This window comes from Georgenia halophila (assembly GCF_039541595.1).
This window is the reverse complement of sequence record NZ_BAABGN010000007.1, coordinates 151,713-163,136: the sequence shown is the minus strand read 5'-3', so window position 1 is coordinate 163,136 and position 11,424 is coordinate 151,713. Positions and strand designations below refer to the sequence as shown.

The following is an 11,424-nucleotide window of genomic DNA, read 5'->3' as shown; positions in this document are numbered from 1 at the left end:
GCCTCGCCCCTGGAGCTTCGCGGCACCAGCACGACTTCTCCCTGCTCGAGGACATTGATGATCAGCGCCCAAGACGTCTCCGTGCGCATCGGCGCCCGTGAGCTCCTCCACGAGGCGAGCTTCCGTGTCGATGCCGGCATGCGGATCGGTCTCGTGGGACGCAACGGCGCCGGCAAGACCACGTTGACGAAACTGCTGTCCGGGCAGGAGGAGACCTCGTCGGTCATCCAGCACACCGGCACGATCACTCGCAACGGTGAGATCGGCTACCTGCCGCAGGACCCGCGCACCGGCGACCTGCAGGTCAGCGCCCGTGACCGCGTCCTCTCGGCGCGGGGCCTCGACGACATCCTCCGCAGGATCCGCAAGGCGGAGCAGACCATGTCGACGTCCGAGGGCGAGAAGCAGCAGAAGGCCATGGAGCGCTACGTGCGTCTGGACGCCGAGTTCGGTGCCCAGGGCGGCTGGGCGGCCGAGGCGGAGGCCGCCAGCATCACCTCCCACCTCGGCCTGCCGACGCGAGTGCTCGACCAGCCGCTGGAGACGCTCTCGGGCGGTCAGCGTCGCCGCGTCGAGCTTGCCCGCATCCTCTACTCGGGGTGTGACACGCTGCTGCTCGACGAGCCCACCAACCACCTCGACCACGACTCGATCGTGTGGCTGCGCGAGTACCTGCGCGCCTACCCGGGCGGGTTCATCGTCATCTCCCACGACGTCGAGCTGCTCCGCGAGACCGTCAACAACGTCTGGTACCTCGACGCCAACCGCTCGGTGCTCGACGTGTACAGCATGGGCTGGGACACCTACGTCAAGCAGCGGGAGACCGATGAGCGGCGCCGGCGCCGGGAGCGGGCCAACGCCGAGAAGAAGGCCGGCGCGCTCATGGCCCAGTCGGACAAGATGCGTGCCAAGGCGACCAAGGCGGTCGCGGCCCAGAACATGGCGCGCCGCGCCGAGCGGCTGCTCTCCGGCCTCGAGGACGAGCGCCGCTCGGACAAGGTCGCGCGCCTGCGGTTCCCCGACCCGGCGCCGTGCGGCAAGACCCCGCTGACGGCCCGCGGCCTGAGCAAGTCGTACGGCTCGCTGGAGATCTTCACCGACGTCGACCTGGCCATCGATCGCGGATCCCGCGTCGTCGTGCTCGGGCTCAACGGCGCCGGCAAGACCACGCTGCTCAAGCTCCTCGGCGGCGTCGAGGCGCCGGACACCGGCGAGGTCGTGCCGGGTCACGGGCTCAAGGTCGGCTACTACGCCCAGGAGCACGACACCCTCGACCTCGACCGCACGGTGGTGGAGAACCTGCGCCTCGCGGCTCCCGACCTCGACGACACCCGGGTGCGCTCCGTGCTCGGCTCGTTCCTGTTCTCCGGCGAGGACGCCGACAAGCCCGCCTCCGTGCTCTCCGGTGGCGAGAAGACCCGGCTCGCCCTCGCCGCGCTCGTGGTGTCCTCGGCCAACGTGCTGCTGCTCGACGAGCCGACGAACAACCTCGACCCGGCCAGCCGCGAGGAGATCCTGGGCGCGCTGCGTTCCTTCAGTGGCGCCGTCGTCCTCGTCACGCACGACGAGGGCGCCGTCGCGGCGCTCGAGCCCGAGCGCGTGCTGCTCCTGCCGGACGCGGACGAGGACCTGTGGAACGAGAACTACCTGGAGCTCGTCACCCTCGCCTGATCATTCGGTCAGCGCGGTCGCGGTCGCGCTTCTTCGGCGATGTGCCTTCCATCTGTGCGTCGACGAGCGCGTCCTCTTCCTCCTCCGCGCTCGGCCGGCCGCGCTCCGGTTCCTCGCCGGCGTGATCGGCGGCCTCGCGCCGAGCCAGGAACACCAGCGCCGCGAGCGCCCCGGCGGCGAAGATCCACCACTGGATCGCGTAGGACAGGTTCACGCCCCAGCGCGACTCGGGCGGACCGTACCGACCCAGCTCGTCGGTGCTCGTCGTGACGTAGCCGTCCAGGACGGGCAGGGCCGCCGCCTCACCCAGGTCGGTGATCTCCGCGACGGCAGTCAGCACGCCGTCGGGGTCGATCCGGTACACCTGCCCCCTCGGCGGTTCGCGGTCGCTGGGTGGCTCGGCCACCCGGAGCCGTGCGGTGATCGTCATCGAGCCCGACGGCGCTTCCGGCACGTCGCCGCTGTCGACGTCCGACGTGGGTACCCAGCCCCGGTCCACGAGCACCAGGACCTCGCCGTCACTCGTCCGGGCCACGAACGGTGCGACCACGTGCATCGCGGGCGTGCCGTCCACCGGACGGTTGCGCACCAGGACCGTGCTGCCGTCGACGTAGTGGCCCGTCAGCTCCACCGGACGCCACTCCTGGTCCCCGAACACCGTTGCATCCTCGAGCCCGTCGAGCATCTCGCCGAGCGGCACCGGGTCGGCGTCGTAGGCGGCGTCGACCTGGCGGAACTGCGCCAGCCGGTCCTCGTAGCGGCCCCACTGCCAGAACCCGAGCGACACGCACAGCACGGCGAACGCCAGCACGGCAGCAGCCAGCCCGACCCACCGCCCAGATCTCAGGAAGTCGTACCGGGAGGTCACCCGTGCGTCTCGTCCAGCTCGTCCACCCCGACGACGTCGTGCAGGAACGACCGGTCGCCGAGGAACCGGGACAGGTGCTCGCGGTGGTCGTCGCACGCCAGCCACACCTTGCGGCGCCCCGTGGTGTGCAGCTTGGGGTTGTTCCACAGCAGGGCGTGCTCGGCCACGGCGCCGCAGCCCTTCGCGCTGCAGCGCAGGGTCTCCTCGCGCTCGGCGTCGGTCAGGCTCACCGCAGGTACTCCGTCGTCGGGTCGTAGGGCAGCTGGCGCTCCGGCGGTGCGCCGGGCTGGTCCGCCAGCAGGGTCGGGGGCGGCTCGGTGCGCTCGCGACCGGCGTTCGCCAGGATCACCGCGACGGCCGGCAGAATGATCGCCGCCGCGACGCACACCAGCTTCCACCAGCCGGGGACCACGAACAGCAGGAGGAAGCACCCGGTCCGCACACCCATCGAGACCAGGTACCGCACGGTGCGGTCGTGCACGTCCTCGGACAGGGGGCGCGGCGCGGACGTGATCGCGTGGACCTGCTGGGTCTCGTGGCCCCGCCGGTCTCTCGCTGGCTTGCGCATCTGCCTCCCGCCCCGGCGGCCGGGGATCCTCACATCTCCCAGGCTACGCCGACGGCGGCCGATCGGCGTTCGCAGCGGACAGTCTTCGACCCCGCCGCGGCGGTCGGCTACGGTTTCCGGGCAGTGACCAGACGACCTAGGGGAGATGTCCGTGAGCGACGAGACCGGGAGCGCGCGCAGCGTGCTGGTGACTGGTGGGAACCGCGGGATCGGCCGCGCCATCGCCGAACGGTTCGTCGCCGCCGGCGACAGGGTCGCCACCACCTACCGTTCCGGTGATGTGCCCAGCGGCGTGCTCGGCGTCGTGGCGGACGTGCGTGACAGTGCCGCTGTCGACGCCGCGTTCACCGAGATCGAGGAGGCCCACGGCCCCGTCGAGGTCGTCGTCGCCAACGCCGGCGTCACCCGCGACCAGCTCCTCATGCGGATGTCCGACGAGGACTTCGACACGGTCGTCGACACCAACCTCGCCGGTTCGTTCCGCGTCGCCCGGCGCGCCTCGAAGAGCATGATCCGTGCCCGTCGCGGCCGCATCGTCCTCATCTCCTCCGTCGTCGGCCTGTACGGCGGTCCCGGCCAGGTGAACTACTCCGCCTCGAAGGCGGGACTCGTCGGCATGGCCCGCTCGATCACGCGTGAGCTGGGGGGCCGGGGCATCACCGCCAACGTCGTGGCACCCGGCTTCATCGACACGGCGATGACGCAGGCGCTGCCGGAGAAGCAGCAGGAGTCCTATCTCGCCGCGATCCCCGCCGGCCGGTTCGGAGCCGTCGAGGACGTCGCGTCCGCCGTGGAGTTCCTCGCCTCGCCCGGCGCCGCCTACATCTCGGGCGCCGTCATCCCCGTCGACGGTGGCCTCGGGATGGGCCACTGACCAGGCGCTCGACCACTCACCACCCGCAACAGCCAGGCGCCGCGGCGCCGAAAGGAGACCGATGGGACTGCTGGAGGACAAGACGGTCCTGGTGACGGGTGTCCTGAAGGACAACTCGATCGCCTTCCACGTGGCACGGCTCGCGCAGGAGCAGGGCGCCAAGGTCGTGCTGACCTCGTTCGGGCGTCAGTTCCGGCTCACCGAGGTCACCGCGCGTCGGCTGCCGGAGCCGGCGCCGGTCGTGCAGCTCGACGTCCAGAACGACGAAGACCTGGCCGATCTCGCCGGCCGTGTCGGTGAGCACGCCGACCACCTCGACGCCGTCGTCCACTCGATCGGCTTCGCACCCACCTCCGTCATGGGCGGCAACTTCCTCGCGGGGGAGTGGGGCGACGTCGCCACCGCGCTGCAGGTCTCGGCGTACTCGCTCAAGGCGCTCGCCGTCGCGGCCAAGCCGCTCATGGGCCCCGGCTCCGCGATGGTCGGCCTGACCTTCGACGCCGGCTTCGCCTGGCCCGTCTACGACTGGATGGGGGTGGCCAAGGCCGCCTTCGAGTCCACCTCCCGGTATCTCGCTCGTGACCTCGGACCGGACGGCATCCGGGTCAACCTCGTCTCCGCCGGCCCGGTCAAGACCACGGCCGCGACCTCCATCCCCGGCTTCGACCAGGTCGAGAACGGCTGGGACGAGCGGGCACCGCTCGGCTGGGACGTCGCCGACGCCGAGCCCACCGCACGCGGCGTCGTCGCGCTGTGCTCGGACTGGTTCCCGCGCACGACCGCCGAGATCGTGCACGTCGACGGCGGCGTGCACGCGATGGGCGTGTGATGCGCCGTGGCGGCTAGGACGCTCGTCCTCCTGCGTCACGCGAAGGCCGAGTCCGAGGGCGACCTCGGGGACGCCAAGCGCCCGCTGTCCACCCGGGGGCGGCGCCAGGCCGGGGCCGTCGGAACCCAGCTGGCCACCGAGGTAGGCCCGATCGACCTGGCGATCGTCTCCTCGGCCCTGCGCACGACGGAGACCTACCGGCTGCTCGGTGAGCAGCTCGCGGTCCGGTCGCACGAGGTCCGCGAGGAGGTCTACGCGGGCGGGCCCCGAGACGTCCTCGACCTGCTGCGCGGCACCGCGCCCGAGGTCGGGTCGGTGCTCGTCATCGGGCACGAGCCGACGATGTCCGGGACGGCGTACCTGCTGCACGACGAGCGCGACGAGCTGGCCAAGCAGGTCAGCATGGGGATCCCCACCGCCTCCGCCTGCATCCTTCAGGTGCCGCACGGGTGGGCCGACCTGGACCGGGCCGGCGCGCACCTGACAAGGATTCTTCGTCCCAGCGAGTGATCCGGCGCGCGCCGCAGCCCTTGGCGGTGGGCAGGTGCCGGAGGAGAATCGACAGTGCCTTTGACGAAGAAGGAGACTGTCATGTGCTACGACCGGTACGACATGGAGCTGTGGGTACGCAGGGAGCGGGAGCACGCCGCACGCGAGACCGGCAAGGAGAAGCCGGCCACGCGCGCGGAGGTCCCGACCGAGGCGCCCGACGAGGTCCCGCCCCAGATGTTCCTGGAACAGCTCGAACCGACGCGCTGAGCCGTCACCGCCCCAGCAGGCCGAGCACGGCGTCGAGACGGGGGAAGCTGACGGCGGCGTCGGCCTGCTCGACGACGACCGGTTTGGCGCAGAACGCCACCCCCAGCCCGGCGACGCCGAGCATGTCCAGGTCGTTGGCGCCGTCGCCGACCGCGACGACGCGCTCCAGCGGAACCCCGTCAGCTGCCGCCCACCGCTCGATGTGACGTGCCTTGACGGCACGGTCGACGACCGCGCCGGAGGTGCGACCGGTCAGTCGGCCGTCGATCACCTCGAGACGGTTCGCGACGACGTGCTCGATGCCGAGCTCCGCGGCCAGCGGCTCCACGATCTCTGCGAAACCACCGGAGACCACCCCGACGGCGGCGCCGGCCTCGTGCACCGCAGCGACCAGCTCGCGGGCGCCGGGGGTCAGCCGGACGGCGGCACGCACGTCGTCGAGCACGCCGGCCTCGAGCCCGGCGAGGGTCGCGACGCGCTCGCGGAGGCTGGCGGCGAAGTCGAGCTCGCCGCGCATCGCCCGCTCCGTGACGGCGGCGACCTGCTCCCGGGTGCCGGCGTGCTCGGCGAGCAGCTCGATGACCTCCGCCGTGATGAGCGTGGAGTCGACGTCCGTGACCACCAGGCCGGGACCGTCGGCGGCCAGCGGCCCGCTGGTCACCGCGACGTCGACGCCGAGCGCGGTCGCCGGCCCGCGGAGCTCGTCCGCCAGCCGGGCCGGCGTCGAACCGGCGTGCAGCGTCCCGCTCAGGGACACCCCGTACCAGCCGCCGCGCGAGGTGTCGGCGGCTGCGACGTCATCGGCGAGCCGACCGAGCAGCACCTCGGCGTGCTGGAGGAGCGACCCGGGGACGGGACGTGGGGAGACGAGGCCGACTCTGATGTTCGTGCTCACGGCCGCACAGCGTACGGCCGCCCCGTGGTTCAGCGCGTGACCGTCCAGCCCTTCGGCACCACGGTGATGCCGCCGGGAGTGACGGTGAAGCCACGTGCCCGGTCCTGGTCCTCGTCGACCCCGACCCGCGCGCCCGCCTCCACGTGGACGTTCTTGTCCAGGATGGCGCGGCTCACGACGGCGTTCCGGCCGATGTCGACCCCGTCGAAGAGCACCGAGTCACGCACCGAGGACCAGGAGTTGATCCGGGTGCCCGGGGAGACGACCGAGTCGACGATCTCACCGCCGGAGACGATGACTCCGGGGGAGACGAGGGAGTCCATGGCGTGCCCCAGCCGCTCCCGGTGGGCGTACACGAACTTGGCCGGTGGCAGGCCCGTGTAGCCCGTGTAGAGCGGCCAGGCGTCGTTGTAGAGGTTGAAGACCGGGTAGACCGAGATGAGGTCCTGGTTGGCGTCGAAGTAGGCGTCCACGGTCCCGACGTCGCGCCAGTAGCTGCGGTCCCGGTCGGTCGAGCCGGGGACGTCGTTGAACGTGAAGTCGTACAGGCCGGCCGAGCCGTCGTCGACGAACCTCGGCACGATCGAGCCGCCCATGTCGTGCGCGGAGGACTCGTCCTTCGCGTCCTGGGTCACCGCCTCGACGAGCGCGTCGGCGTCGATGACGTAGTTGCCCATCGAGGCGAGGACCTCGTCGGGAGAGTCGGCCAGGCCGACGGCGTCCTTGGGCTTCTCGAGGAACCGGCCGATCTTGCGCGGGTTGTCCGCGTCGGCCTCGATGACCCCGAACTGGTCCGCGAGCGAGATCGGCTGCCGGATGCCGGCCACCGTGAGGGGGAACCCGGACTCCACGTGCTGGTCGACCATCTGCGAGAAGTCCATGCGGTAGATGTTGTCGGCGCCCACGATGACGACGATGTCCGGCCGCTCGTCGTCGAGGAGGTTCAGCGACTGGTAGATCGCGTCGGCGCTGCCGAGGAACCAGTTCTTGCCCACCCGTTGCTGCGCCGGCACCGGCGTGACGTAGTTGCCCAGCAACGTCGACATGCGCCAGGTGGTCGAGATGTGCCGGTCCAGGCTGTGCGACTTGTACTGCGTCAGCACGACGACCCGCAGATAGCCCGAGTTGACGATGTTCGACAGGGCGAAGTCGATCAGCCGGTAGATGCCGCCGAAGGGCACGGCGGGCTTCGCCCGGTCCGCCGTCAACGGCATCAGCCGTTTTCCCTCGCCGCCGGCCAGGACGATCGCGAGTACCCGTGGCGCTGCCATGCCCCAGACCCTAGGCCTCAGCGGGCTCCGAGCGCGCCTCGGCGGCACGAGAGCCTCTTCGCGTGTCTTGCGGAGAGCGGGCATGCTGGACCTCGCTGCACCCACTTCGTGCCCGACGACGGAAGCAGGAAACCGATGAGGGTCGACCATCTCACCCGCGAGTACCCGCCGCACGTCTACGGCGGTGCCGGGGTGCACGTCACCGAGCTGGCGCGGGTGCTGAGCCGCCAGGTCGACGTGCGCGTGCACGCCTTCGACGGGCCACGCGGCGACGTCGACGGTGACGTGCCCGTCAGCGGCTACGCGGGCCTTCCCGAGCTGGCGGGCGCGAACGCCGCCCTGCGCACCTTCGGCGTCGACCTCGCGATCGCCGCCGACCTGGCCGGCACCGACCTGGTGCACTCCCACACCTGGTACGCCAACCTGGCCGGCACGCTCGGCGGCCTGCTCAACGGGGCGCCGCACGTCCTCACGGCCCACTCGCTCGAGCCGCTGCGGCCGTGGAAGGCCGAGCAGCTCGGCGGCGGCTACGCGCTCTCGAGCTGGGCCGAGCGCACCGCCTACGAGGGCGCCGCCGCAGTCATCGCCGTCTCCGCCGGCATGCGGGAAGACATCCTGCGGGCCTACCCGCAGGTCGACCCCGCGAAGGTCCACGTGGTCCACAACGGGATCGATCTCGACGGATGGCGCCGGCCCACCACCGCCGAGGAGCTCGAGCAAGCCGCCGCGACCGTCGCCCGCCTCGGCATCGACCCCGAGCGGCCGTCGGTGGTCTTCGTCGGCCGGATCACCAGGCAGAAGGGCCTGCCGCACCTGCTGCGGGCCGCCGAGCACCTCCCCGACGACGTCCAGCTGGTGCTGTGCGCGGGCGCGCCGGACACACCGGAGATCGCCGCCGAGGTCACCGAGCTCGTCGAGGGCCTGCAGGCCCGGCGCGCCGGCGTGGTGTGGATCTCCGAGATGCTGCCACGGCCCGAGCTCATCGCCGTGCTCGCCGCCGGCACGGTCTTCGTCTGCCCCTCGGTCTACGAGCCGCTCGGCATCGTCAACCTCGAGGCCATGGCCGTCGGCCTGCCCGTCGTCGGGTCCGCAACGGGAGGCATCCCCGAGGTCATCGACCACGGCCTCACCGGGACCCTCGTCCCCCTCGAGCAGGCCGACGACGGCACCGGCACGCCGCTGGACCCCCAGCGTTTCGAGCACGACCTGGCCGAGGCCCTGACCGCCGTCGTCAGCGACGACGCCCGAGCGTCGCGGATGGGCGTCGCGGCCCGACGGCGGGTCGAGGACTACTTCTCCTGGGACGCCGTCGCCGACCGCACCCTCGCGGTCTACCGGCAGGTCCTGGGCTGAGGGCCCGGCGCTGCCCGCAGGGTGCTCGCCGTTCAGACGGCCTGGCGGGTGGCGCTCGCGGCGGCCAGCGCGTGCCGCGCCGCCGCGGAGACCTGGGCAAGGGCGGCGGCACGAGCGCCGGCCTGCGCGGCGGTGACCGCCGCGCCGTCGTCGCCCGTGGCCAGCTCGACGATCGCCAGCACCCGGGCCGCCCGTTCGAGCACGTCGAGGCGGCGCGGGTCCAGGTTCGGCGGCAGCACGTGCGCCGGCAGAGACGCGAGCGACAGGTCGAGGAGCTGATCGGCGAGATCCGGCCGGTCCCGGGCGACGTCGAGGTCCTCCAACGCCTCGACGGTGTCCGACAGCGCCAGCTGAATCTGCCGGCGGGCGTGGGAGAGCGACTCCACCCCGGCGAGCAGCAGGCTCGGTGCGGCGAGGTGCTCGCTGACGTCGTGGTCGACGTGCCAGGTCACCATCTCGCCGGGCTCCAGCACGCTGCCGTACACCTCCCGCTCCGGCACGAGGACCGAGCACCGCTGGGACGGTTTGCCCGGCCGGCGCAGGAGCACGCCCTCGCCCGCGTCCAGCAGGTCGGCCGACCGGACGGCTGGTGCCCCCATCGGGTCGCCGGCCCGGGGGAGGATCGCGCCGACCTCCTCGACCGGCGTCAGCTCGGTCAGCACGTCGTGGAGCGTCTCGGAACCGCCCGGCAGCGGTCCCCGCTCGTGGACGTGGTGCACCTCGTCGCCCGCCACCGCGCGCGCCGCCTGGCGTGCCGTCCGTGGGCCGTCGACCGCGGGCAGCCACAGGGCGAGCGTCACCGAAGCAGGCAGCGACAGGAGCGGTCGTTCGGACACGAGGACCAGCGTAGAGACCGCCGGGCCCGGGACCTAGCAGCGAACCGTCCGGCGCCCGGCGCGGGCCGTACGGCGTGCCCTCGATCTGCCATAAGGTCGGGGCATGGGTGATGTGCTCGAGCTGAACGACGTGGCCGTCCGCCGGGGGTCCAAGATGATCCTCGACCACGTGGACTGGTCCGTGGACGAGGGCCAACGGTGGGTGGTGCTCGGCCCCAACGGTGCGGGTAAGACCACCGTCATCCAGCTGGTCGCCGGCCGGCTCCACCCCACGTCGGGCAGCGTCAGCATCATCGGCGAGCAGGTGGGTCGCACCGATCTCGCGGAGCTGCGCCCCCTCGTCGGGCTCAGCTCGGCCGCGCTGGACCAGCGTCTCCCTGCCGGGGAGCGCGCGGTCGACGTCGTCGTCACCGCCTCGTACGGCATCACCGGACGCTGGCGCGAGGAGTACGAGGACATCGACCTCCAGCGGGCCCAGTCGCTCCTCGACGTCTTCGGTGTCGGGCACCTCGGCGGACGGACCTACGGCACGCTGAGCTCCGGCGAGCGCAAGCGCGTCCAGATCGCCCGCGCGCTCATGCCGGACCCGGAGGTGCTGCTGCTGGACGAGCCGGCCGCTGGCCTCGACCTCGGCGGACGCGAGGAGCTGATGAGCGCGCTGTCCGAGCTCGCGGCGGACGGCCGTTCGCCCGTCATGGTGCTCGTCACCCACCACGTCGAGGAGATCCCGGCGGGATTCACCCATGCGCTCCTGCTGCGTGAGGGCGGCGTGGTCGCCGCCGGCCCGCTCGAGGACGTCATGACGCCGCAGCACCTGTCGGCCGCCTTCGGTCTCGAGCTCGAGGTGGAGCGGCACCGCGACCGCTACAGCGCGCGCGCCGCCGGCGCCGCGCACTGAGCCACGAGCGAGCCACGAGCCGGACGTCCCTTACGGTAGCCCGGCGGCTCGATAGGATCGACACAGGTCGTCGTCGCACTGGCGACGGGGCAACGGTGCGAGAGGAGAGCATGAGCATGGCTTGGCTCTGGTGGCTCGGCGCCGCACTGGTTCTCGGCGTCATCGAGATGCTCACGGTTGACCTGATCTTCCTCATGCTCGCCGGCGGGGCGCTGGCCGGAGTCGTCGTCGCGCTGCTGGGTGGCCCGTTCTGGGTGCAGCTGATCGTCGTCGGCATCGTCTCCGTCGTCCTGCTCTTCGGGGTCCGCCCGTGGGCGAAGGATCTCCTCGAGCGGTCGACACCGAACACGAAGACGAACGTCGCCGCGCACGTCGGTCGTGAGGCGATCGTCGTCTCGGACGTCACCGAGCGGGCGGGACTGGTCAAGCTGACCGGCGAGGTGTGGTCGGCGCGTGCCGCGCGGCCCGGTGACGTCCTGCCGACCGACGCCGCCGTCCGGGTCGTACGCATCGAGGGCGCGACCGCCATCGTCGAGCCGATCGTCGACCAGAGCTTCTACCCCCGTTACGACGGCTGAGCCGCAACCGCCTAGAGTCAGGAA

General features: G+C 71.9%; 14 protein-coding genes. 8 read left to right on the top strand and 6 right to left on the bottom strand.

Annotation, left to right across the window (positions count from 1 at the left end):
* Window positions 1-57: 57 nt before the first annotated feature.
* Window positions 58-1,671, top strand: a complete 1,614-nt coding sequence (locus ABD907_RS08850) for an ABC-F family ATP-binding cassette domain-containing protein (protein WP_345215880.1) — start codon at window positions 58-60, stop codon at window positions 1,669-1,671.
* Here ABD907_RS08850 and ABD907_RS08845 read toward each other — a convergent pair.
* The 3 genes from ABD907_RS08845 to ABD907_RS08835 are packed head-to-tail and all read right to left on the bottom strand — an operon-like array spanning window position 1,658 to window position 3,107.
* A complete protein-coding gene (locus ABD907_RS08845) occupies window positions 1,658-2,539 on the bottom strand; it encodes an SURF1 family cytochrome oxidase biogenesis protein (protein ID WP_345215879.1) in 882 nt (293 codons plus the stop codon). The two genes, ABD907_RS08850 and ABD907_RS08845, sit on opposite strands and share 14 nt — an antisense overlap.
* Entirely contained in the window at window positions 2,536-2,769 is a 234-nt protein-coding gene (locus ABD907_RS08840) for a hypothetical protein (protein ID WP_345215878.1), read from the bottom strand. The genes ABD907_RS08845 and ABD907_RS08840 overlap by 4 nt, the downstream gene beginning before the upstream one ends.
* The gene (locus tag ABD907_RS08835; protein WP_345215877.1) at window positions 2,766-3,107 is read right to left on the bottom strand and encodes a DUF3099 domain-containing protein; all 342 of its coding nucleotides are present in this window, start codon (window positions 3,105-3,107) and stop codon (window positions 2,766-2,768) included. Before ABD907_RS08835 ends, ABD907_RS08840 begins: the two co-directional genes overlap by 4 nt.
* Before the next feature lie 151 nt (window positions 3,108-3,258).
* On the opposite strand from ABD907_RS08835, the gene fabG reads away from it, so the two are divergent.
* The 4 genes from fabG (at window position 3,259) to ABD907_RS08815 (ending at window position 5,569) form a co-directional block, all read left to right on the top strand.
* On the top strand, window positions 3,259-3,981 hold the full coding sequence (fabG, locus tag ABD907_RS08830; RefSeq protein WP_425555733.1) for a beta-ketoacyl-ACP reductase: 723 nt from the start codon (window positions 3,259-3,261) through the stop codon (window positions 3,979-3,981).
* A gap of 61 nt (window positions 3,982-4,042) precedes the next feature.
* Complete coding sequence (gene fabI, locus ABD907_RS08825) at window positions 4,043-4,810, top strand: enoyl-ACP reductase FabI (protein ID WP_345215875.1); 768 nt, start codon at window positions 4,043-4,045, stop codon at window positions 4,808-4,810.
* Between the two features lie 6 nt (window positions 4,811-4,816).
* Window positions 4,817-5,320 carry a SixA phosphatase family protein gene (locus tag ABD907_RS08820; protein WP_345215874.1) on the top strand — a complete coding sequence of 168 codons (504 nt, stop codon included), beginning with the start codon at window positions 4,817-4,819 and terminating at the stop codon, window positions 5,318-5,320.
* 54 nt (window positions 5,321-5,374) lie between these two features.
* Window positions 5,375-5,569, top strand: a complete 195-nt coding sequence (locus ABD907_RS08815) for a hypothetical protein (RefSeq protein WP_345215873.1) — start codon at window positions 5,375-5,377, stop codon at window positions 5,567-5,569.
* Between the two features lie 4 nt (window positions 5,570-5,573).
* On the opposite strand, the gene serB is transcribed toward ABD907_RS08815, so the two are convergent.
* Together serB and glgC are read right to left on the bottom strand one after the other, a co-directional pair.
* Window positions 5,574-6,281: a phosphoserine phosphatase SerB gene (gene serB / locus ABD907_RS08810; RefSeq protein WP_486334065.1), complete on the bottom strand. Its 708-nt coding sequence runs from the start codon at window positions 6,279-6,281 to the stop codon at window positions 5,574-5,576.
* Between the two features lie 212 nt (window positions 6,282-6,493).
* Window positions 6,494-7,735, bottom strand: coding sequence for a glucose-1-phosphate adenylyltransferase (gene glgC / locus ABD907_RS08805; protein ID WP_345215871.1), 1,242 nt, complete (start codon window positions 7,733-7,735; stop codon window positions 6,494-6,496).
* A gap of 135 nt (window positions 7,736-7,870) precedes the next feature.
* On the opposite strand from glgC, the gene glgA reads away from it, so the two are divergent.
* The gene (gene glgA, locus ABD907_RS08800; protein WP_345215870.1) at window positions 7,871-9,088 is read left to right on the top strand and encodes a glycogen synthase; all 1,218 of its coding nucleotides are present in this window, start codon (window positions 7,871-7,873) and stop codon (window positions 9,086-9,088) included.
* A gap of 32 nt (window positions 9,089-9,120) precedes the next feature.
* On the opposite strand, the gene ABD907_RS08795 is transcribed toward glgA, so the two are convergent.
* The gene (locus tag ABD907_RS08795; protein ID WP_345215869.1) at window positions 9,121-9,924 is read right to left on the bottom strand and encodes a hypothetical protein; all 804 of its coding nucleotides are present in this window, start codon (window positions 9,922-9,924) and stop codon (window positions 9,121-9,123) included.
* Window positions 9,925-10,027: 103 nt separating this feature from the next.
* Here ABD907_RS08795 and ABD907_RS08790 point away from each other — a divergent pair, with 103 nt between their 5' ends.
* Both ABD907_RS08790 and ABD907_RS08785 read left to right on the top strand, forming a co-directional pair.
* Window positions 10,028-10,822, top strand: coding sequence for an ABC transporter ATP-binding protein (locus ABD907_RS08790; protein ID WP_345215868.1), 795 nt, complete (start codon window positions 10,028-10,030; stop codon window positions 10,820-10,822).
* Between the two features lie 110 nt (window positions 10,823-10,932).
* Window positions 10,933-11,400: an NfeD family protein gene (locus ABD907_RS08785; RefSeq protein ID WP_345215867.1), complete on the top strand. Its 468-nt coding sequence runs from the start codon at window positions 10,933-10,935 to the stop codon at window positions 11,398-11,400.
* Window positions 11,401-11,424: the final 24 nt, after the last annotated feature.

Excerpts from the sequence above, each read along its gene's own strand:
- ABD907_RS08785 (WP_345215867.1), top strand. The coding sequence starts at position 10,933 with ATGAGCATGGCTTGGCTCTGGTGGCTCGGCGCCGCACTGGTTCTCGGC.
- ABD907_RS08835 (WP_345215877.1), bottom strand. The coding sequence starts at position 3,107 with ATGCGCAAGCCAGCGAGAGACCGGCGGGGCCACGAGACCCAGCAGGTC.
- ABD907_RS08790 (WP_345215868.1), top strand. The coding sequence starts at position 10,028 with ATGGGTGATGTGCTCGAGCTGAACGACGTGGCCGTCCGCCGGGGGTCC.
- glgA (WP_345215870.1), top strand. The coding sequence starts at position 7,871 with ATGAGGGTCGACCATCTCACCCGCGAGTACCCGCCGCACGTCTACGGC.
- glgC (WP_345215871.1), bottom strand. The coding sequence starts at position 7,735 with ATGGCAGCGCCACGGGTACTCGCGATCGTCCTGGCCGGCGGCGAGGGA.
- fabI (WP_345215875.1), top strand. The coding sequence starts at position 4,043 with ATGGGACTGCTGGAGGACAAGACGGTCCTGGTGACGGGTGTCCTGAAG.
- ABD907_RS08850 (WP_345215880.1), top strand. The coding sequence starts at position 58 with ATGATCAGCGCCCAAGACGTCTCCGTGCGCATCGGCGCCCGTGAGCTC.